At 38.8% G+C, this 20,293-nt stretch carries 21 protein-coding genes; 17 read left to right on the forward strand and 4 right to left on the reverse strand.

Annotated features, from left to right (window positions below; all coding sequences use genetic code 11):
- Positions 1–280 precede the first annotated feature (280 nt).
- From B7698_RS00645 to B7698_RS00705, 13 genes are all read left to right on the forward strand, one after another.
- Positions 281–757 carry a PTS sugar transporter subunit IIA gene (locus tag B7698_RS00645; protein ID WP_000521976.1) on the forward strand — a complete coding sequence of 159 codons (477 nt, stop codon included), beginning with the start codon at positions 281–283 and terminating at the stop codon, positions 755–757.
- Between the two features lie 38 nt (positions 758–795).
- Positions 796–1,101 (forward strand): PTS sugar transporter subunit IIB, encoded by a 306-nt coding sequence (locus B7698_RS00650; protein WP_000590547.1) that lies wholly within the window; start codon positions 796–798, stop codon positions 1,099–1,101.
- A 46-nt stretch (positions 1,102–1,147) separates the two neighbouring features.
- Positions 1,148–2,623: a PTS galactitol transporter subunit IIC gene (locus tag B7698_RS00655; protein WP_000338721.1), complete on the forward strand. Its 1,476-nt coding sequence runs from the start codon at positions 1,148–1,150 to the stop codon at positions 2,621–2,623.
- A gap of 101 nt (positions 2,624–2,724) precedes the next feature.
- Entirely contained in the window at positions 2,725–3,624 is a 900-nt protein-coding gene (locus tag B7698_RS00660; RefSeq protein WP_084864329.1) for an aldose 1-epimerase family protein, read from the forward strand.
- 281 nt (positions 3,625–3,905) lie between these two features.
- Positions 3,906–4,331, forward strand: a complete 426-nt coding sequence (gene lacA / locus B7698_RS00665) for a galactose-6-phosphate isomerase subunit LacA (protein WP_000029277.1) — start codon at positions 3,906–3,908, stop codon at positions 4,329–4,331.
- 148 nt (positions 4,332–4,479) lie between these two features.
- Entirely contained in the window at positions 4,480–4,995 is a 516-nt protein-coding gene (gene lacB, locus B7698_RS00670) for a galactose-6-phosphate isomerase subunit LacB (protein ID WP_001216913.1), read from the forward strand.
- A 10-nt stretch (positions 4,996–5,005) separates the two neighbouring features.
- Positions 5,006–5,935, forward strand: a complete 930-nt coding sequence (locus B7698_RS00675) for a tagatose-6-phosphate kinase (protein ID WP_084864330.1) — start codon at positions 5,006–5,008, stop codon at positions 5,933–5,935.
- A 1-nt stretch (position 5,936) separates the two neighbouring features.
- Positions 5,937–6,917, forward strand: coding sequence for a tagatose-bisphosphate aldolase (lacD, locus tag B7698_RS00680; RefSeq protein ID WP_084864331.1), 981 nt, complete (start codon positions 5,937–5,939; stop codon positions 6,915–6,917).
- 233 nt (positions 6,918–7,150) lie between these two features.
- Positions 7,151–7,987, forward strand: a complete 837-nt coding sequence (locus B7698_RS00685; protein ID WP_045611529.1) for a PRD domain-containing protein — start codon at positions 7,151–7,153, stop codon at positions 7,985–7,987.
- Between the two features lie 35 nt (positions 7,988–8,022).
- Complete coding sequence (locus B7698_RS00690) at positions 8,023–8,340, forward strand: PTS lactose/cellobiose transporter subunit IIA (protein WP_001078329.1); 318 nt, start codon at positions 8,023–8,025, stop codon at positions 8,338–8,340.
- Positions 8,340–10,031, forward strand: coding sequence for a lactose-specific PTS transporter subunit EIIC (locus tag B7698_RS00695; RefSeq protein ID WP_001037324.1), 1,692 nt, complete (start codon positions 8,340–8,342; stop codon positions 10,029–10,031). Before B7698_RS00690 ends, B7698_RS00695 begins: the two co-directional genes overlap by 1 nt.
- Before the next feature lie 214 nt (positions 10,032–10,245).
- Positions 10,246–11,652, forward strand: coding sequence for a 6-phospho-beta-galactosidase (lacG, locus tag B7698_RS00700; RefSeq protein ID WP_084864332.1), 1,407 nt, complete (start codon positions 10,246–10,248; stop codon positions 11,650–11,652).
- A gap of 41 nt (positions 11,653–11,693) precedes the next feature.
- Positions 11,694–11,951, forward strand: a complete 258-nt coding sequence (locus tag B7698_RS00705) for a DUF3884 family protein (protein WP_023948162.1) — start codon at positions 11,694–11,696, stop codon at positions 11,949–11,951.
- A 104-nt stretch (positions 11,952–12,055) separates the two neighbouring features.
- Here B7698_RS00705 and B7698_RS00710 read toward each other — a convergent pair whose 3' ends face one another.
- The 4 genes from B7698_RS00710 to nrdH all read right to left on the reverse strand — a co-directional run bounded on the left by B7698_RS00710 (position 12,056) and on the right by nrdH (position 16,582).
- Positions 12,056–12,823 carry a DeoR/GlpR family DNA-binding transcription regulator gene (locus tag B7698_RS00710; protein ID WP_084864333.1) on the reverse strand — a complete coding sequence of 256 codons (768 nt, stop codon included), beginning with the start codon at positions 12,821–12,823 and terminating at the stop codon, positions 12,056–12,058.
- A 143-nt stretch (positions 12,824–12,966) separates the two neighbouring features.
- The gene (nrdF, locus tag B7698_RS00715) at positions 12,967–13,929 is read right to left on the reverse strand and encodes a class 1b ribonucleoside-diphosphate reductase subunit beta (RefSeq protein ID WP_000451364.1); all 963 of its coding nucleotides are present in this window, start codon (positions 13,927–13,929) and stop codon (positions 12,967–12,969) included.
- Positions 13,930–14,123: 194 nt separating this feature from the next.
- Complete coding sequence (gene nrdE, locus B7698_RS00720; RefSeq protein WP_084864334.1) at positions 14,124–16,283, reverse strand: class 1b ribonucleoside-diphosphate reductase subunit alpha; 2,160 nt, start codon at positions 16,281–16,283, stop codon at positions 14,124–14,126.
- A gap of 80 nt (positions 16,284–16,363) precedes the next feature.
- On the reverse strand, positions 16,364–16,582 hold the full coding sequence (nrdH, locus tag B7698_RS00725) for a glutaredoxin-like protein NrdH (RefSeq protein WP_000259240.1): 219 nt from the start codon (positions 16,580–16,582) through the stop codon (positions 16,364–16,366).
- 350 nt (positions 16,583–16,932) lie between these two features.
- Here nrdH and B7698_RS00730 point away from each other — a divergent pair, with 350 nt between their 5' ends.
- From B7698_RS00730 to B7698_RS00745, 4 genes are all read left to right on the forward strand, one after another.
- Positions 16,933–17,196, forward strand: coding sequence for a phosphocarrier protein HPr (locus B7698_RS00730; RefSeq protein ID WP_000146947.1), 264 nt, complete (start codon positions 16,933–16,935; stop codon positions 17,194–17,196).
- Between the two features lie 5 nt (positions 17,197–17,201).
- Positions 17,202–18,935: a phosphoenolpyruvate--protein phosphotransferase gene (gene ptsP / locus B7698_RS00735; RefSeq protein WP_084864335.1), complete on the forward strand. Its 1,734-nt coding sequence runs from the start codon at positions 17,202–17,204 to the stop codon at positions 18,933–18,935.
- 133 nt (positions 18,936–19,068) lie between these two features.
- The gene (locus tag B7698_RS00740; protein ID WP_084864336.1) at positions 19,069–19,563 is read left to right on the forward strand and encodes a YkgJ family cysteine cluster protein; all 495 of its coding nucleotides are present in this window, start codon (positions 19,069–19,071) and stop codon (positions 19,561–19,563) included.
- 56 nt (positions 19,564–19,619) lie between these two features.
- Complete coding sequence (locus B7698_RS00745; protein ID WP_084864337.1) at positions 19,620–20,159, forward strand: ClbS/DfsB family four-helix bundle protein; 540 nt, start codon at positions 19,620–19,622, stop codon at positions 20,157–20,159.
- Positions 20,160–20,293 lie beyond the last annotated feature (134 nt).

Consider the following 20,293-nt stretch of genomic DNA (forward strand, 5'->3'; position numbering starts at 1 on the left):
CTTTTCATTATAGATCTTATGGGACTTTTTTTCTACAATAAAAACGGCTCCATAATATCTATAGGGGATTTACCCACTACAAATATTATAGAGCCTTTTATCATTTATAATAGAATTAAATTGTTTAAAGTGTTTGTTTTAAATGTTTGTTTTGGTTGTAAAGATAAAAAATAAACAAAATAATCAAAAAAAGGACAAAAAACAACAAAAAAATATTGACAACGATTTCATATAGTGTTATACTTATAGCATAAAGTTAATGGAAAGAAGGGAAAACCTTATGGGATTAGATCATTTCTTTGACAAAAACCTTGTGTTTTGCTTAGAAGCGGATAATCAAGAACATCTCTTTGATCAGGTTGCTACTTTATTGGAAGAACGAGAAATCGTAACTCCAACCTATCGTGAAGCCTTGATCACGCGTGAAAAGTCATTTCCAACTGGTTTAGATATGGAATTTTTAGGTAAGGATTTGCCGAATGTGGCTATTCCTCATACAGATATTGTTCATAATCTAGCTGAAAAAGTTGTGGTCGTTCGATTAGAAAAACCAGTGACTTTTCACAATATGATTGCGCCAGATAAGGAAGTAGAGGTATCCTTACTCTTCTTTATCATTAATAACTCAAGTTCAAGTCAAACGAACATTCTTGCTCAGTTGATGGACTTCTTTACTGGAAATAGTCATCTTGAAGACCTATCAAAAATTTCTGAACCAGAAGCCCTCTATGCTTATATTGCTGAAGCAATTGCTTAATCTTGTCTATTAAAAATATTAAATCGGAGGAAATCCATATGATTAAAATTCTTGCTGCCTGCGGTGCAGGTGTTAACTCAAGCCACCAAATTAAAAGTGCTCTTGAAGAAGAACTTTCAAACCGCGGTTTTGATGTTCACTGTGATGCAGTTATGGTAAAAGACGTTAACGAAGATCTTATCAAAGGTTATGACATCTTCACACCAATTGCTGCAACAGATCTTGGTTTTGACCCAGGTATTCCAGTTATCGAAGCTGGACCAATCTTATTCCGTATTCCAGCTATGAGTGCTCCAGTATTTGACAATATTGAAGCAGCCATTAAAGAACACGGATTAAGCTAATTCTAATTTGTTAACATTCATATAACATAAAAAGGGAGGAACTGTTATGGATGCAATCTTTGACCTAATTGGAAAGGTTTTCAATCCCATCTTAGAAATGGGTGGACCTGTCATCATGTTAATCATTTTGACAGTATTGGCTTTACTTTTTGGAGTGAAATTCTCCAAAGCGCTAGAAGGTGGTATTAAACTTGCCATCGCTCTTACAGGTATCGGTGCCATCATCGGTATGCTAAATGGTGCTTTCTCAGCATCACTTGCAAAATTCGTTGAAAACACTGGTATCCAATTGAGTATCACTGACGTTGGTTGGGCACCACTTGCAACAATCACTTGGGGATCTGCTTGGACACTTTACTTCTTGCTTATCATGTTGATTGTCAACGTAGTGATGCTTGCTATGAAGAAAACCGATACACTTGATGTCGATATCTTTGATATCTGGCACTTGTCTATCACAGGTCTTTTGATTAAATGGTATGCTGACAACAATGGTGTGAGCCAAGGGGTTTCACTCTTTATTGCTACAGCAGCTATCGTCCTTGTTGGTGTGTTGAAAATTATCAACTCTGACTTGATGAAACCTACATTTGATGACCTTCTTAACGCTCCAAGTTCATCACCAATGACATCAACTCACATGAACTATATGATGAACCCAGTTATCATGGTTTTGGATAAGATTTTTGAAAAATTCTTCCCAGGTCTTGATAAATATGACTTTGACGCTGCAAAATTGAACAAGAAAATCGGTTTCTGGGGTTCTAAATTCTTTATTGGTTTCATCCTTGGTATCGTTATCGGTATTATGGGAACTCCACATCCAATTGAAGGGGTTGCAGATGCAGATAAATGGCGTCTTGTTATCAAAGGATGGTTGTCTCTTGGTTTGACTGCCGGTGTATCTTTGGAACTCTTCTCACTTATCGGTTCATGGTTCATCGCTGCCGTAGAACCACTTTCACAAGGTATTACAAATGTTGCTACTAAACGTCTTCAAGGACGTAAATTTAACATCGGTCTTGACTGGCCTTTCATCGCTGGTCGTGCTGAAATCTGGGCTTGTGCCAACGTACTTGCACCAATCATGTTGATTGAAGCTGTGCTTCTTTCAAAAGTCGGAAATGGTATCTTGCCACTTGCAGGTATCATCGCTATGGGTGTTACTCCAGCTCTCTTGGTTGTAACTCGTGGTAAATTGCTCCGTATGATTATCTTCGGAACACTCTTGTTGCCACTCTTCCTTCTTTCAGGTACACTTATTGCACCATTCGCGACAGAACTTGCTAAAGGTGTAGGTGCCTTCCCAGCAGGTGTGAGCCAAACTCAATTGATTACTCACTCAACTCTTGAAGGACCAATCGAAAAACTTCTTGGTTGGACAATTGGTAACACTACAACTGGTGATATCAAAGCAATCCTTGGTGCAGTAGTCTTCCTTGTATTCTATATCGGTATCTTTGCTTGGTACAGAAAACAAATGATCAAACGTAACGAAGAGTACGCAGCGAAAGCAAAATAATGCGCTCCTATAAAATGTAAATTGTTAAAGCTAGGTTGTTATTTTCCTGATAGGAGTGACAGCCTAGTTTTTTATAAACTATCAAGAAATCGGAGAAAATAATGGTAATTGAATTAAAATCAGAACAATTAAGAGTTCAATTTAACAGTTTTGGTGGGGCTCTTTCTTCTATAAAAGATGCTGAGGGACTTGAGTATTTGTGGCAAGGGGATGCCACTTATTGGAGTGGACAAGCTCCTGTTCTCTTCCCCATTTGTGGTTCATTGAGAGAGGATACAGCCGTTTATATAGATGAGAAGGGGCAAGAAAGCAAAGGAAAGATTCCTCGTCATGGTTTGGTTCGTAAGAAAGAATTTGAATTAGTTGAACAGACAGACAAGAGTGTAACTTTTGCAATTGAAGACGATGAGAATAGCTATCAAAACTATCCTTATCATTTCCGCTTAGAAATCACTTATATCCTTACTGGCAAGACAGTACGAACTCAATACAAAATATTTAATAAAGAAACTAGCAAGGTCATGCCTTACTTTATTGGTGGCCATCCAGGATTTAATTGTCCTCTACTGGACGATGAGATCTATGAAGATTACTATTTAGAGTTTGAGAAAGAAGAGACTTGCTCTGTTCCACGTCCTTTCCCAGAAACAGGTATGTTGGATTTCCAAGATAGAAGTCCATGGTTAGAAGGGCAAAAAGAATTAGACCTCAGCTATGATTTGTTTAGTACAGATGCAGTTACCTTAGATGAATTACAATCTAGAACAATTGCCCTTCGTTCCCGTAAACATGATAAGGGATTGAAAGTGCACTTTGCAGAGTTTCCAAACCTCATCATCTGGTCAACTTTGAATAAAGGTCCTTTCATTGCCTTTGAACCATGGTCTGGCTTGTCAACATCCCTTGAAGAAGGAGATCATCTAGAAGATAAGAAGAATGTTCGTCTCCTAGAACCTGGTCAAGTGGATCAAATTGGTTTTGATATCGAAATTTTTAGTTAAAAAACACAAAAACAAACATTAACTGTTGACTTTTTCAGGAAATAGGAGTATATTATGTTTGTAAGGAACAAATGATGTTTGCAACAAACAAATAATCACTTGTTATATTCTCTTTCGTGAAGAAGGATTATTTCTAGGAAACTGGTTTCCTAAACTTGAATAAGGTGTCATTCACCTCATTCAATCCAATTTGTCAATAAACTGCTAGAAAGCTTTTTGTAGCTAAACTGCTAACTATAAAAGGTTTTACTAGCCTAGAAAAATAAAAAGGAGTATACAATATGTCTATTGTTATCGGTGCAGATGCTGCAGGTTTGAGATTGAAAGAAGTTGTGAAAGACTTCTTGGAAAAAGAAAACTTCCACGTTGTGGATGTTACAGCTGAAGGTCAAGACTTTGTTGATGTGACTCTTGCTGTTGCTGCAGAAGTAAACAAAGAAGAACAAAACCTTGGAATTGTGATTGATGCTTATGGAGCTGGTCCATTCATGGTCGCAACAAAAATCAAAGGAATGGTTGCTGCAGAAGTATCTGACGAACGTTCAGCTTATATGACTCGTGGTCATAACAACTCACGTATGATCACTATGGGTGCACAACTTGTTGGTGATGAATTGGCTAAAAACATTGCTAAAGGATTTGTTAACGGTAAATACGATGGTGGACGTCACCAAATTAGGGTCGATATGTTGAACAAAATGTGCTAATACTCTTCAAAAATCAAGATAATCTGTTGTCAGCTCACTTTAGCTAACCTCAGTTATGCTCGCAGCTCGCTTCCTAAGCTAATCTTGATTTTTCTTGAGTAAGGATAAATGATATTAGATTTATATAATTAATCGGAGGGAATAACTAATGAGAATTGCAATTGGATGTGACCACATCGTAACAGATGAAAAAATGGCGGTTTCAGAATTTTTGAAATCAAAAGGATATGAAGTCATTGACTTTGGTACATATGACCATACACGTACTCACTACCCAATCTTTGGTAAAAAAGTAGGAGAAGCTGTAACTAGCGGTCAAGCTGATCTTGGAGTATGTATCTGTGGTACTGGTGTTGGTATCAACAACGCTGTAAATAAAGTTCCAGGTGTCCGTTCTGCCTTGGTTCGTGATATGACAACAGCCCTTTATGCTAAAGAACAATTGAACGCCAACGTTATCGGATTTGGTGGTAAGATTACTGGTGAATTGCTTATGTGTGATATCATCGAAGCTTTCATCCATGCTGAATACAAACCATCTGAAGAAAACAAAAAATTGATTGCGAAAATTGAACACGTTGAAAGTCACAATGCTCAACAAACAGACGCAAACTTCTTCACTGAATTCCTTGAAAAATGGGATCGCGGAGAATACCACGACTAAGAGGTGACCTATGATTTTAACAGTCACAATGAACCCATCCATTGATATTTCCTATCCCTTGGATGAGTTAAAGATTGATACTGTCAATCGTGTGGTGGATGTAACCAAAACGGCTGGTGGTAAGGGACTCAATGTTACCCGAGTACTTTCAGAATTTGGGGATTCTGTTCTTGCTACTGGTTTAGTGGGTGGCAAACTTGGTGAGTTTTTGGTTGAAAATATCGATGATCAAGTAAAGAAAGATTTCTTCTCAATTCAGGGAGAAACTCGTAACTGTATCGCTATTCTTCATGGAGATAACCAAACAGAAGTTCTTGAAAAAGGACCTGAAGTATTGGAACAAGAAGGTCAAGGCTTTTTGGAACATTTCAAAAAACTCTTGGAGTCAGTTGAAGTAGTAGCTATCTCAGGTAGTCTGCCAGCTGGCCTTCCAGTTGATTACTATGCGAGCTTGGTAGAACTTGCTAATCAAGCTGGCAAGCCTGTTGTCTTGGACTGCTCTGGTGCAGCACTTCAGGCGGTTCTTGAATCCCCACATAAACCAACAGTCATCAAACCAAATAATGAGGAATTGTCTCAACTTCTAGGAAGAGAAGTTTCTGAGGATTTGGATGAATTAAAAGAAGTTCTTCAAGAACCTTTATTTGCAGGTATTGAATGGATTATCGTTTCACTTGGTGCCAACGGTGCTTTTGCCAAACATGGTGACACTTTCTACAAGGTAGATATTCCTAGAATTCAGGTAGTAAATCCTGTTGGATCTGGAGACTCTACTGTGGCAGGGATTTCTTCAGGACTTCTTCACAAAGAATCGGATGCAGAATTACTCATCAAGGCAAATGTCCTTGGTATGCTCAATGCTCAAGAAAAAATGACCGGTCATGTCAACATGGCCAACTATCAAGCTTTATATGATCAATTAATAGTAAAAGAGGTATAAAATGGCTTTAACAGAACAAAAACGTGCACGCTTAGAAAAACTTTCTGATGAAAATGGTATCATCTCAGCTCTTGCATTTGACCAACGTGGTGCGTTGAAACGCCTCATGGCTCAACACCAAACAGAAGAACCAACTGTAGCTCAAATGGAAGAACTTAAAGTTTTGGTAGCAGATGAATTGACTAAATACGCTTCATCTATGCTTCTTGATCCAGAATATGGACTTCCAGCAACTAAAGCTCTTGATGAAAAAGCTGGTCTTCTCCTTGCTTATGAAAAAACAGGTTATGACACAACAAGCACAAAACGCTTGCCAGACTGCTTGGATGTTTGGTCTGCAAAACGTATTAAAGAAGAAGGTGCAGATGCAGTTAAATTCTTGCTTTACTATGATGTAGATAGCTCAGACGAACTTAACCAAGAAAAACAAGCTTACATCGAACGTATCGGTTCTGAATGTGTGGCTGAAGATATCCCATTCTTCCTTGAAATTCTTGCTTACGATGAAAAAATTGCAGACGCAGGTTCTGTAGAATACGCGAAAGTAAAACCACACAAAGTTATTGGTGCTATGAAAGTCTTCTCAGACCCACGCTTTAACATTGATGTCTTGAAAGTAGAAGTTCCTGTTAACATTAAATATGTTGAAGGCTTCGCTGAAGGTGAAGTAGTTTATACACGTGAAGAAGCAGCATCCTTCTTCAAAGCCCAAGATGAAGCAACTAACTTGCCTTACATCTACTTGAGTGCTGGTGTATCAGCTAAACTCTTCCAAGATACTCTTGTATTTGCCCATGAATCAGGTGCAAACTTTAACGGAGTTCTTTGTGGCCGTGCTACATGGGCTGGATCAGTTGAAGCATACATCAAAGATGGTGAAGCCGCAGCTCGTGAATGGCTTCGCACAACTGGATTTGAAAACATTGATGAGCTCAATAAAGTTCTTCAAACAACAGCAACTTCATGGAAAGAACGCGTGTAAGAAAGTCCTCCTAGGTTAGGAACATGAATCTAAAAAATTTTAAAAAAAGTTGTATGTAAAGGTTTACAAAATAACTTACTTGTGCTATACTTAAATCACAAGTTAATACAAGGTGAGTGTTACTAAGTAATATTAGGCATGATCACAGGTGAATTAGAAATTGGCTGATTTTCTAGTTCATTTGTGGTCATTTTTTATACTCATATACCTTTAAAATATAAAAGGAGGTTGACATGTATCGAATTCTAAATCCAATGAATCACAATGTCTCGCTTGTCAGAAATGATAAAGGAGAAGAAGTGATTGTGATTGGTAAGGGGATTGCATTTGGAAAGAAGAAAGGGGATTTGATTGCTGAACAGCAGGTTGAGAAAATCTTTCGGATGAAGACCGAAGAGTCAAGAGAAAACTTTATGGCTCTCCTCAAAGATGTTCCGCTTGATTTTATCACAGTGACCTATGAAATCATTGATAAGCTATCAAAGAAATATCATTATCCGATTCAAGAGTATCTCTACGTAACCTTGACAGATCATATTTACTGTTCTTACCAAGCTCTAGCACAAGGAAGGTACAAGGATAGTAATCTACCAGATATTTCCACTAAGTATCCTGTCGCTTTTCAAATCGCAAATGAAGCATTTGAAATTTACCGCCAGAAGCTAGCAGATCATTTTCCTGAGGACGAAATTATTCGGATTGCTTATCATTTCATTAATGCCGAAGGTGAAAATGAAGTGGAACTTGTGGAGTCGATTGATAAGAGGAAAGAAATTCTCAGGAATGTTGAAGAAGTTTTAACGGACTATGCAATTCAACGAACCAAAGAGAATAATCATTTCTATGATCGTTTTATGATACATTTGAATTATTTCTTGGATTATTTAGACAGATCTAGAGATGATAACCAATCACTTCTGGATATGGAAGATCACATTAAACAATCCTATCCAAAAGCGTTCGAGATTGGTTCCAAGATCTATGATGTGATTACGCAACATACGGGTCTTGATTTGTATAAAAGTGAACGAGTTTATCTAGTTCTACATATCCAACGTTTATTGTCATAAAAATTTATTTAAAACTATATAAGGAGAATTCTATCATGAATAGAGAAGAAGTAACATTGTTAGGTTTTGAAATCGTAGCCTATGCTGGCGATGCTCGTTCAAAATTATTGGAAGCCTTGAAGGCTGCTGAAGCTGGTGATTTTGCGAAAGCGGACACTTTGGTAGAGGAAGCTGGTAGCTGTATTGCAGAGGCTCACCACGCGCAAACAAGTCTATTAACTAAGGAAGCTTCTGGTGAGGATTTGGCTTATAGTGTAACCATGATGCATGGCCAAGACCACTTGATGACAACTATCTTGTTAAAAGATTTGATGCACCATTTAATTGAACTGTACAAGAGAGGAGTTAAATAATGAATAAACTAATTGCATTTATTGAGAAAGGAAAACCTTTCTTTGAGAAACTATCTCGTAATATCTATCTTCGTGCTATTCGTGATGGTTTCATTGCAGGTATGCCTGTTATTCTCTTCTCGAGTATTTTTATCTTGATTGCCTTTGTACCCAACTCATGGGGCTTTAAATGGTCTGATGAAGTTGTAGCCTTTCTGATGAAACCTTACAGCTATTCAATGGGGATTCTAGCTCTCTTGGTAGCTGGTACAACAGCTAAGTCATTGACCGACTCAGTAAACCGTAGCATGGAGAAAACCAATCAAATCAACTATATGTCAACACTGTTAGCAGCAATTGTTGGTTTGTTGATGTTGGCAGCTGATCCTATCGAAAATGGTCTAGCTACTGGATTCTTGGGGACAAAAGGTTTGCTTTCAGCCTTCCTTGCTGCCTTTGTTACTGTAGCCATCTATAAGGTTTGTGTTAAGAACAACGTCACTATTCGCATGCCAGACGAAGTTCCACCAAATATCTCACAAGTCTTTAAAGATGTGATTCCATTCACTCTATCAGTTGTTTCTCTTTATGCTCTTGATTTACTAGCTCGTCATTTTGTTGGTGCTAGTGTAGCAGAGTCAATCGGTAAATTCTTTGCACCATTATTCTCTGCTGCTGATGGTTATCTAGGTATCACCATTATCTTTGGTGCCTTTGCCTTCTTCTGGTTTGTTGGTATCCACGGTCCATCTATTGTTGAACCTGCTATCGCAGCAATTACCTATGCCAATGCCGAAGTCAACTTGAACCTTCTCCAACAAGGCATGCACGCTGACAAGATTCTTACTTCTGGTACACAAATGTTTATCGTGACCATGGGTGGTACTGGTGCGACATTGGTTGTTCCTTTCATGTTCATGTGGTTAACAAAATCAAAACGTAATCGTGCAATCGGACGCGCTTCAGTAGTTCCTACCTTCTTCGGTGTAAATGAACCAATCTTGTTTGGTGCACCTCTTGTATTGAACCCGATTTTCTTCATTCCATTTATTTTTGCTCCCATCGCAAACGTTTGGATCTTTAAATTCTTCATTGAAACTCTTGGAATGAATTCATTTACTGCTAATCTACCATGGACAACTCCAGCTCCACTAGGTCTAGTTCTTGGTACGAACTTCCAAGTTCTATCATTCATTCTTGCTGCCCTTCTAATCGTGGTTGACGTAGTCATTTACTATCCATTCCTTAAGGTCTATGATGAACAAATTCTTGAAGAAGAACGTTCAGGTAAATCTAATGATGAATTGAAAGAAAAAGTTGCTGCAAACTTCAACACTGCAAAAGCAGATGCTATTCTTGAAAAAGCTGGTGTAGAAGCAGCACAAAATACAATCACTGAAGAAACAAATGTCCTCGTTCTCTGTGCAGGTGGAGGGACAAGTGGACTTCTTGCAAATGCTTTGAACAAGGCAGCTGCAGAGTACAATGTTCCTGTGAAAGCAGCAGCAGGTGGCTATGGTGCTCATCGTGAAATGTTACCAGAGTTTGATCTAGTTATCCTTGCCCCTCAAGTTGCTTCAAACTTTGAAGACATGAAAGCAGAAACAGATAAACTCGGTATCAAACTTGCGAAAACAGAAGGCGCTCAATACATCAAATTAACTCGTGATGGAAAAGGTGCTCTTGCATTCGTACAAGCTCAATTCGATTAAGGCTAGGGACTGTGAAACAGTCTCCTCTCGTTACGGTAATCGCTATGGCGAATTTCCTAATCGCCTTGTTAATTCGTCGGTAAAAAGATATCGTTTTTACCTCCTTATGTCACAATTCGGTGACTTGGTACAAAAAGTGAGATGGAGAAGGATGGCTCACTGACTCCTCTCCTCTCACTTTTACTTTATTTAAATCAAGAAATAGGTGAAAAAAATGACAAAAACATTACCAAAAGACTTTATTTTTGGTGGCGCAACAGCTGCCTATCAAGCAGAAGGTGCTACACATACTGATGGTAAAGGGCCAGTCGCCTGGGACAAATACCTCAAAGATAACTACTGGTACACTGCTGAACCAGCCAGTGATTTCTATCACAAATACCCAGTTGACCTCAAACTTGCAGAAGAGTATGGAGTCAATGGTATCCGTATTTCAATCGCTTGGTCACGTATCTTTCCAACGGGTTATGGGAAGGTTAATGACAAGGGGGTTGAGTTCTATCATAATCTATTTGCAGAGTGCCACAAACGGCATGTTGAGCCCTTCGTGACTCTTCATCACTTTGACACGCCAGAAGCACTTCATTCAAATGGCGACTTCTTAAACCGTGAAAATATCGAACACTTTGTAGATTACGCTGCCTTCTGTTTTGAAGAATTTCCAGAAGTAAACTATTGGACAACATTCAATGAAATTGGACCAATCGGTGATGGTCAATATTTAGTTGGTAAATTCCCTCCAGGTATTCAGTACGACCTTGCCAAAGTTTTCCAATCGCACCACAATATGATGGTTTCTCATGCGCGTGCAGTTAAGCTATATAAAGAAAAAGGCTATAAAGGCGAAATTGGTGTTGTTCACGCACTGCCAACCAAGTATCCTTTAGATCCTAAAAATCCAGCAGATGTTCGCGCTGCTGAGTTGGAAGATATCATCCACAATAAATTTATCTTGGATGCAACTTATCTTGGACGCTATTCAGATGAAACGATGGAAGGTGTCAACCATATCTTAGCAGTCAATGGTGGAAGTTTAGATCTGCGTGAAGAAGACTTTGCTGTGCTAGAAGCAGCAAAAGACCTGAACGACTTCCTTGGTATTAACTACTACATGAGTGATTGGATGCAAGCCTTTGATGGCGAAACAGAAATCATTCACAACGGTAAGGGTGAAAAAGGAAGCTCTAAATATCAGATTAAGGGAGTTGGACGTCGAGTGGCGCCTGACTATGTCCCACGTACAGACTGGGATTGGATTATCTACCCTCAAGGTTTGTATGACCAAATCATGCGTGTGAAGAAAGATTATCCTAATTACAAGAAGATTTACATCACTGAAAATGGTCTAGGGTATAAAGATGAGTTCGTTGATAACACTGTTTATGATGATGGCCGTATTGATTATGTCAAACAACACTTAGAGGTCTTATCTGATGCGATTGCTGATGGTGCAAATGTCAAAGGATATTTCATCTGGTCATTGATGGACGTCTTCTCATGGTCAAACGGTTATGAAAAACGTTACGGTCTCTTCTATGTAGACTTTGAAACTCAAGAACGTTATCCTAAGAAATCAGCTCACTGGTACAAGAAAGTAGCGGAAACTCAAGTGATTGAGTAGTAGAATGAGTAATTAGATATAGAATTCTAGTGAGGCAAAAGATGTTCAAAGATTTTATCCAATCTATTTATGAAAAAGTTTATATTATCAATTTTGATAAATGTTCTCAAATACCTTGTTTGACTAATGAGGAGCTGAAAAAACTTGGGAAATGGTATGTCTCTACCGGTAAAGAATGGATTTGCCATTCAGACTATGAGCTGGAAGAATTTAAAATTATCTTTTTAAATTTTATCAGTCCTGAAGAACGGGATAACATCTCCTTTGATTCAGATTTTATGCCGTTTCAACAATCATAAAGAATCTAGGAAACTCTTTGTAAAAATCTTCATCAAAAAATGCGTCATATCAAGATTCTTATTTTCTTGATATGACGCATTTTATATTTTATCAATCCTCAGTTTTATGGTTTAGAAAGAATAATTTTTGTTTGCTTTGAAAGTTGTTCGAAGGTTTCTTTGCTCAGTTTAGAATCTGAAACGATGGTATCAATATCAGAGATATTGTAGAAGGTATAAAAATCAAATTTATTGAACTTACTATTGTCAGCTAGTAAGTATTTTTTATTGGAATTGTTGAGGGCGATGCGTTGGGATTCACCTTCCTCTTCACTAAAGGTCGCAATCGCATTGTCCTGAATACCATTACAGCTAACGAAAGCTTTAGAAAATTGAAGATTGGCTAAGTTTTGCAAGGTTAGTGTTCCCACAAAGGCTCCAGTGATAGAGCGGTAGTTTCCACCGATTAAAATCAAATCTGTTAGTTTTCGTTCGTTTAAGATGAGAAAGACTGGTAAACTGTTTGTTACAACACGAATATTATCAATTGGAAGTTCACGGGCAAAAGATTCTAAGGTCGTACCAGGGCCGATAAAAATAGTTTCACCCTCATCAATTAAATGGCCTGCAAAACGGCTGATTTCTTGTTTTTCTGCGATTTGTAAGCCTTGTTTTTCAATATTGGAACGCTCATTATTTAAAATAGAACCTGTGCGAATTTTCTCAGCTCCACCGTGAACTCGAACAAGTAAATCCTTGTCTGCCAACTCTTGCAAGTAGCGTCTAGCAGTCATATCTGACACATCCAAGCGAGTCATGATTTCTTTTACAGTAATAGTTCCCTTTGTATTTACCGTTTCTAGAATATTATCTAGTTTTTCCTGCTTTAACATCGTTATCACCTCTATTTCTATTACTATTTTATCATAAAGTATTCAATCAATCAATTTAAAAAACAAAAGAAAACAAAAACAAAAATATCATGGTTGTTTTAAACAAACCATGATATTTGTTATTGCTTATAAAATAGATAACATTAGTCCAAACCGTAGTTGTAATCATCGTCTTGCATGGCTTCAACTTCACCAAGGAGGTAACCATTTCCGACTTGAGAGAAGAAGTCGTGGTTAGAAGTTCCTGTTGAAATACCGTTCATAACGATTGGGTTGACATCATCAGCTGAATCTGGGAAGAGTGGATCTTGTCCCAGGTTCATGAGAGCCTTGTTAGCATTGTAGCGAAGGAAGGTTTTAACTTCTTCCGTCCAACCAACACCGTCATAGAGGCTTTCTGTATAGCCTTCTTCATTTTCATAAAGAGTGTAGAGCAGATCGTACATCCATTCTTTGAGTTTTTCTTGCTCTTCTTCAGGTAATTCATTGAAACCAAGTTGGAATTTGTAACCAATGTAGGTTCCGTGAACAGACTCATCACGAATAATCAGTTTGATGATTTCCGCAACGTTGGCTAGCTTGTTGTTACCGAGATAGTAGAGGGGAGTGAAGAAACCAGAGTAGAAGAGGAAGGTTTCGAGGAAGACACTGGCAACTTTCTTTTCAAGTGGGCTACCGTTTAGGTAGATTTCGTTGACAATCTCAGCCTTCTTTTGTAGGTAAGGATTGGTATTGGTCCATTCGAAAATTTCTTCAATCTCAGCCTTAGTATTCAAGGTAGAAAAGATTGATGAGTAAGATTTAGCGTGGACAGATTCCATAAATTGGATGTTATTGAAAACAGCTTCCTCATGGGGTGTACGGATGTCTGCGCGAAGGGCTTGAACCCCAGTTTCAGATTGCATGGTATCCAAGAGAGTTAATCCACCAAAGACTTTACCGACCAGGTCTTTTTCCTTGTTTGATAGCTTTCTCCAGTCATCCAAGTCATTTGACAAGGGAATACGTGTATCAAGCCAGAATTGCTCCGTCAGTTTTTCCCAAGTTGATTTGTCGATGACATCTTCGATGGCATTCCAGTTAATGGCTTTGTAGTAAGTTTCCATTTGAAATCTCTTTCTGTGTTTAGTATTGCGAACTCACAATTACTTCTATTTTATCATAATTCTAGAGGAGTATCGCACAAAAAGTCGGAAGTCCGACTTTTGTGTTTTTCCATAGTATAGATGCTTATTCCAGTTTAGTTTAGCAGGGTGAATGAATCACTAATTTGAGAAAAAGTAGTTTCCTCAAGCAAAGATTAAATCACACAGCTTTCACATTGGTTGGCACCGACTTCTCCACCATCATCTGTAAAGGTACGGACGTAGTAGATAGACTTGATACCCTTGTTAAAGGCATAGTTACGAAGGATAGACAAGTCACGTGTCGTTTGTTTATTTTCTTTCTTCCATTCGTAAAGTCCTTTTGGAATGTCACTACGCATGAAGAGTGTGAGTGAAAGTCCTTGGTCCACGTGCTCAGTTGCGGCAGCATAGACATCAATCACCTTACGCATATCCATGTCGTAAGCAGAAGTGTAGTAAGGAATGGTTTCTGTTGACAAGCCAGCAGCAGGGTAGTAGATTTTACCGATTTTCTTTTCTTGACGTTCTTCGATACGTTGCGTAATCGGGTGGATAGAAGCAGAAACATCATTGATGTAACTGATAGAACCATTTGGCGCTACAGCAAGGCGGTTTTGGTGGTAAAGTCCATCTGCTTGAACCTTGTCGCGAAGTTCAGCCCAGTCAGCAGCACTTGGGATAAAGACATCTTTGAAAAGTTCTTTAACATGGTCTGATTTTGGAACAAACTCGCCAGTCACATACTTGTCAAAGTAGCTTCCGTTAGCATAGTCTGATTTTTCAAAGTTGTGGAAGGTAATACCACGTTCACGCGCGATATTGTTTGATTCTACCAAGGTCCAGTAGTTCATGAGCATAAAGTAGATGCTTGTAAACTCAACAGACTCAGGTGATCCATATTCAATCAATTGTTGGGCAAGGTAGCTGTGAAGTCCCATGGCACCAAGACCAAAGGTATGAGCTTGGCTATTTCCGTGGTCGATGGTAGGAACAGCTACGATGTGTGAACTATCTGTAACGAAAGTAAGGGCACGAACCATAGCACGGATAGAACGACCAAAGTCAGGTGAAGTCATCATATTGACCACGTTGGTTGAACCAAGGTTACATGAAACATCTGTTCCCATTTGAAGGAATTCTTGAGCATCGTTGATCAAGCTTGGTTCTTGGACTTGAAGAATCTCAGAACACAAGTTACTCATGATAATCTTACCATCAACAGGATTTGCACGGTTAGCCGTATCAATGTTGACTACATAAGGGTAGCCAGACTCTTGTTGCAATTTAGAGATTTCAGTTTCCAAATCACGCGCCTTGATTTTTGTCTTGCGGATATTTGGATTTGCAACTAATTCATCGTATTTTTCAGTGATGTCGATGTAGTTGAAAGGTACACCATACTCTTTTTCGACAGAATATGGGCTGAAGAGGTACATTTCTTCATTTTTACGTGCTAATTCGTAGAATTTATCGGGTACCACAACACCAAGTGAAAGGGTCTTAACACGAACTTTTTCATCGGCATTTTCTTTCTTAGTTGAAAGGAAGGCGATAATATCTGGGTGGAAGACGTTGAGGTAGACAACACCAGCACCTTGACGTTGACCCAATTGATTTGAGTAAGAGAAGCTATCTTCGAAAAGCTTCATAACAGGAACGACACCTGAAGCAGCTCCTTCATAGCCCTTGATAGGTGCACCAGCTTCACGAAGGTTGCTGAGGGAAATTCCCACACCACCACCGATACGTGAAAGTTGAAGAGCAGAGTTGATGGAACGTCCGATAGAGTTCATGTCATCAGTTACTTGAATCAAGAAACAAGATACCAACTCCCCACGACGAGCCCGACCAGCATTCAAAAAGGAAGGGGTAGCTGGTTGGTAACGTTGGTGGATGATTTCATTGGCAATATCAGTCGCAATTGCTTCATCCCCGTCAGCAAAGTAAAGTGCATTAAAGAAGACACGGTCTTCCATACTTTCAAGGTAATATTCACCGTCATTAGTCTTCAAGGCATACTGGTTGTAAAATTTGTAGGCAGCCATGAATGACTTGAATTGGAAGTTTTGATCCTTGATAAATTGATGCAATTCTTCCAAAAACTCTGGACGGTATTTCTTAAGAAATGCAGTTTCAATGTAGTTGTGTTCAACGAGGTAGTTGATTTTATCAGTAATTGAATCAAAAACCATGGTATTTGGAACTACATTTTCTTTAAAGAAAGCATCCAAGGCTTCCTTATCTTTATGAAGCATGATTTGTCCATTGACAGGACGGTTGATTTCGTTATTGAGACGGAAGTAAGTCACGTCCTCAAGATGTTTTAATCCCATAAAATTTCCCTTATCTAATTACAAAAGAAAGGCTTCTAAGTTAGCCCTAGAAGCAGTTTCTTCTGGATGATGTACTAAGATTATGCTAATTGTTTCAGTTTTCCTGGTTGGAAACCTGAAAAGACTTCAGTTGGTGTTTGGATAACAGGAGCTGCGCTGAAACCGAGCTCTTTAACTTGATCGATGTACTCAGGTTGCTCATCAAGATTGATTTCGCGATAAGCGACATTATTACTGTCCAAGAAACGTTTGGTCATTTTACATTGGACACAGTTGTTTTTAGAATAAACGGTTACCATTGTGTAACTCCTCTTTCAAAATAGATTACTTTCTTAGTATATCAGAAAATAAATTTTTGTCAATGATTTAAAACTAAATATAGTGGTCTATTTTTCTCCTCAAGCCCACTAAACACAATATGTAGTGTTTGATTTGTGAAAAGATGATAATTATCGTACAAGTAGTTTTTTGGAAAACTATATCCTGTGTTTTGTTATCTAGAATAGAAGATTTTCAGCAAGTTATCTGAAAGGAAATCGAATAAATCCCATAAAATGCTTGAAAAAAATCCTAGAAGATGATATAATACCAAATTGTAAGGGTTATCACATATAACTCAAAAAAGAAAGAACAAAAGGAGAGTCAAACTATGGCTTCTAAAGATTTCCACGTAGTGGCAGAAACAGGTATTCACGCACGTCCAGCAACATTGTTGGTACAAACTGCAAGCAAATTTGCTTCAGATATCACTCTTGAGTACAAAGGTAAATCAGTTAACCTTAAATCAATCATGGGTGTTATGAGTCTTGGTGTTGGCCAAGGTGCTGACGTAACTATCTCAGCTGAAGGTGCAGATGCAGATGACGCTATCGCTGCAATCTCAGAAACAATGGAAAAAGAAGGATTGGCATAAGGAAAATGACAGAAATGCTTAAAGGAATCGCAGCATCTGATGGTGTTGCAGTTGCAAAAGCATATCTACTCGTTCAACCGGATTTGTCATTCGAGACTGTTTCAGTCGAAGATACAAACGCAGAAGAGGCTCGTTTGGATGTAGCTCTTGAAGCTTCTCAAAACGAGCTTTCTCTTATCCGTGAGAAAGCTGTAGGTACGCTTGGTGAAGAAGCGGCTCAAGTTTTTGACGCTCATTTGATGGTTCTTGCTGACCCAGAATTGATTGGTCAGATTAAAGAAACAATCCGTGCTAAGAAAGTCAATGCTGAAGCAGGTCTTAAAGAAGTGACTGACATGTTCATCACTATCTTTGAAGGCATGGAAGACAACCCATATATGCAAGAACGTGCAGCGGATATCCGCGACGTGACAAAACGTGTATTGGCAAATCTTCTTGGTAAGAAATTGCCAAACCCAGCTTCTATCAATGAAGAAGTAATCGTGATTGCGCATGACTTGACACCATCTGATACAGCTCAATTGGACAAAAACTTTGTAAAAGCTTTTGTAACAAATATCGGTGGACGTACAAGCCACTCAGCTATCATGGCACGTACACTTGAAATTGCAGCTGTATTGGGAACAAATAACATCACTGAAGTAGTGAAAGACGGTGATATCCTTGCCGTTAATGGAATTACTGGTGAAGTGATTATCAACCCAACAGATGAACAAGCGGCAGAATTTAAAGCAGCTGGTGAAGCTTATGCTAAACAAAAAGCTGAATGGGCACTTTTGAAAGATGCTCAAACAGTGACTGCTGACGGTAAACACTTCGAGTTGGCCGCTAACATCGGTACTCCAAAAGACGTTGAAGGTGTTAACAACAACGGTGCTGAAGCTGTTGGACTTTACCGTACAGAGTTCTTGTACATGGATTCTCAAGACTTCCCAACAGAAGATGAGCAGTATGAAGCATACAAGGCTGTTCTTGAGGGAATGAATGGTAAACCAGTGGTTGTTCGTACAATGGATATCGGTGGAGATAAGGAACTTCCTTATTTCGATATGCCACATGAAATGAACCCATTCCTTGGATTCCGTGCCCTTCGTATCTCTATTTCTGAAACTGGAGATGCAATGTTCCGTACACAAATCCGTGCCCTTCTTCGTGCTTCTGTTCATGGTCAATTGCGTATCATGTTCCCAATGGTTGCCCTATTGAAAGAATTCCGTGCAGCTAAAGCAGTCTTTGATGAAGAAAAAGCAAACCTTCTTGCTGAAGGAGTTGCAGTTGCGGATGATATCCAAGTTGGTATCATGATTGAAATCCCTGCAGCAGCGATGCTTGCAGACCAATTTGCTAAAGAAGTTGACTTCTTCTCAATTGGTACAAATGACTTGATCCAATACACAATGGCAGCAGACCGTATGAACGAGCAAGTTTCATACCTTTACCAACCATATAACCCATCAATCCTTCGCTTGATCAACAACGTTATCAAGGCAGCTCACGCTGAAGGTAAATGGGCTGGTATGTGTGGTGAGATGGCTGGTGACCAAAAAGCTGTTCCACTTCTTGTCGGAATGGGCTTGGATGAATTCTCTATGTCAGCAACATCTGTACTCCGTACACGTAGCTTGATGAAGAAATTGGACACTGCTAAGATGGAAGAGTACGCTAACCGTGCCCTTACAGAGTGTTCAACAATGGAAGAAGTTCTTGAACTTCAAAAAGAATACGTTAACTTTGATTAATGTGATTAACCTTGTAACCTAGTTGCAAGGTTTTTTGACGCATTTTGGGAAAGTATAGTCTAATAAACTCCACTTTTCAATGGTTCAGAGGCATGGTATAATAGGGGAAAGTAATTAGAATAAGAGAGAAATAATGTCTAAAGAAATTGATATTGAGTACTACCACCAGCTGGCCTTGCAAAAGCAGAAGGAGCATCGAAAAGTTTTAGCCAATTTAAAGAAAAAGCCACCAAAAAATCTAGATAAGATAGCCCAGCAGCTTCACCAAGAAGTCTTTTCGGAGATTGATTGTACGGCCTGTGCCAACTGTTGTAAGACTTTGGGGCCTGACTTTAAAGAAGCGGATATTACACGAATCGCCAAGTATTTTAAGATGAAATTACCTGCTTTTGAAGCGGAGTTTCTGCAGGTAGATGAAGATGGTGATAAGGTTTTCAAATCTATGCCTTGTCCCTTTTTAGGAGGAGATAATCTCTGTTCCATCTATGACGTTCGTCCAAAGGCCTGTCGTGAATTTCCTCATACAGACAGGAAAAAAATCCATCAAATCAACCATTTGACGATTAAGAATACTTTAACCTGTCCAGCAGCCTATCTCTTTGTTGAGAAATTAAAGGATAAGTTATAGAGATTTAAAGGATAAAAAATTTCTAATAATAACTAGTAATATGAAGGGAGAACTCTGTGCCTAGACCGAAAACAAAAGAGGAGCTAATGCTGGCCTCTAAGGAAAACTATGAAAAGCTCAATCGTTTCATCTCCCAACTAAGTGAAGATAAGCTACAGATTCCATTTGATTTTTCTAGAGACCCAAAGAAAAAAGAAGCTCACTGGAAAAGGGATAAAAATCTACGGGATGTCTTGATCCATCTTCATGAATGGCAGCAGTTACTTTTGACTTGGGTACATTCCAATCAAAAAGGTCACAAAAGACCTTTTCTCCCTGAACCTTATAATTGGAAAACTTATGGAGAAATGAATGTCGCTTTTTGGAAGAAGCACCAGAAAACCTCCTTAGAAGAAGCGACTAGACTCCTAGAACAATCACATAGGGAGGTTTTAGAGTTGATAGAAGTTTTTAGCAATGACGAACTCTTTACCAAAGGTGTCTATAAGTGGACGGGAGGGACAAGTCTAGGTTCCTACTTTGTCAGTAGTACGTCAAGCCACTATGATTGGGCTCTGAAAAAACTCAAAGCTCATCGGAAGAATTGTAAGGGATAGATGGCCTATTTGAAATTGCAAGAATGAGTTCTTTTAAACGTAATACTCTTCGAAAATCAAATTCAAACCGCGTCAACGTCGCCTTGCCGTACTCAAGTACAGCCTGCGGCTAGTTTCCTAGTTTGCTTTTTGAT

The organism is Streptococcus mitis (assembly GCF_002096855.1).
Classification (GTDB): Bacteria; Bacillota; Bacilli; order Lactobacillales; family Streptococcaceae; genus Streptococcus; species Streptococcus mitis_Y.

Excerpts from the sequence above, each read along its gene's own strand:
- B7698_RS00645 (WP_000521976.1), top strand. The coding sequence starts at position 281 with ATGGGATTAGATCATTTCTTTGACAAAAACCTTGTGTTTTGCTTAGAA.
- B7698_RS00650 (WP_000590547.1), top strand. The coding sequence starts at position 796 with ATGATTAAAATTCTTGCTGCCTGCGGTGCAGGTGTTAACTCAAGCCAC.
- B7698_RS00655 (WP_000338721.1), top strand. The coding sequence starts at position 1,148 with ATGGATGCAATCTTTGACCTAATTGGAAAGGTTTTCAATCCCATCTTA.
- B7698_RS00660 (WP_084864329.1), top strand. The coding sequence starts at position 2,725 with ATGGTAATTGAATTAAAATCAGAACAATTAAGAGTTCAATTTAACAGT.
- lacA (WP_000029277.1), top strand. The coding sequence starts at position 3,906 with ATGTCTATTGTTATCGGTGCAGATGCTGCAGGTTTGAGATTGAAAGAA.
- lacB (WP_001216913.1), top strand. The coding sequence starts at position 4,480 with ATGAGAATTGCAATTGGATGTGACCACATCGTAACAGATGAAAAAATG.
- B7698_RS00675 (WP_084864330.1), top strand. The coding sequence starts at position 5,006 with ATGATTTTAACAGTCACAATGAACCCATCCATTGATATTTCCTATCCC.
- lacD (WP_084864331.1), top strand. The coding sequence starts at position 5,937 with ATGGCTTTAACAGAACAAAAACGTGCACGCTTAGAAAAACTTTCTGAT.
- B7698_RS00685 (WP_045611529.1), top strand. The coding sequence starts at position 7,151 with ATGTATCGAATTCTAAATCCAATGAATCACAATGTCTCGCTTGTCAGA.
- B7698_RS00690 (WP_001078329.1), top strand. The coding sequence starts at position 8,023 with ATGAATAGAGAAGAAGTAACATTGTTAGGTTTTGAAATCGTAGCCTAT.
- B7698_RS00695 (WP_001037324.1), top strand. The coding sequence starts at position 8,340 with ATGAATAAACTAATTGCATTTATTGAGAAAGGAAAACCTTTCTTTGAG.
- lacG (WP_084864332.1), top strand. The coding sequence starts at position 10,246 with ATGACAAAAACATTACCAAAAGACTTTATTTTTGGTGGCGCAACAGCT.
- B7698_RS00705 (WP_023948162.1), top strand. The coding sequence starts at position 11,694 with ATGTTCAAAGATTTTATCCAATCTATTTATGAAAAAGTTTATATTATC.
- B7698_RS00710 (WP_084864333.1), bottom strand. The coding sequence starts at position 12,823 with ATGTTAAAGCAGGAAAAACTAGATAATATTCTAGAAACGGTAAATACA.
- nrdF (WP_000451364.1), bottom strand. The coding sequence starts at position 13,929 with ATGGAAACTTACTACAAAGCCATTAACTGGAATGCCATCGAAGATGTC.
- nrdE (WP_084864334.1), bottom strand. The coding sequence starts at position 16,283 with ATGGGATTAAAACATCTTGAGGACGTGACTTACTTCCGTCTCAATAAC.
- nrdH (WP_000259240.1), bottom strand. The coding sequence starts at position 16,582 with ATGGTAACCGTTTATTCTAAAAACAACTGTGTCCAATGTAAAATGACC.
- B7698_RS00730 (WP_000146947.1), top strand. The coding sequence starts at position 16,933 with ATGGCTTCTAAAGATTTCCACGTAGTGGCAGAAACAGGTATTCACGCA.
- ptsP (WP_084864335.1), top strand. The coding sequence starts at position 17,202 with ATGACAGAAATGCTTAAAGGAATCGCAGCATCTGATGGTGTTGCAGTT.
- B7698_RS00740 (WP_084864336.1), top strand. The coding sequence starts at position 19,069 with ATGTCTAAAGAAATTGATATTGAGTACTACCACCAGCTGGCCTTGCAA.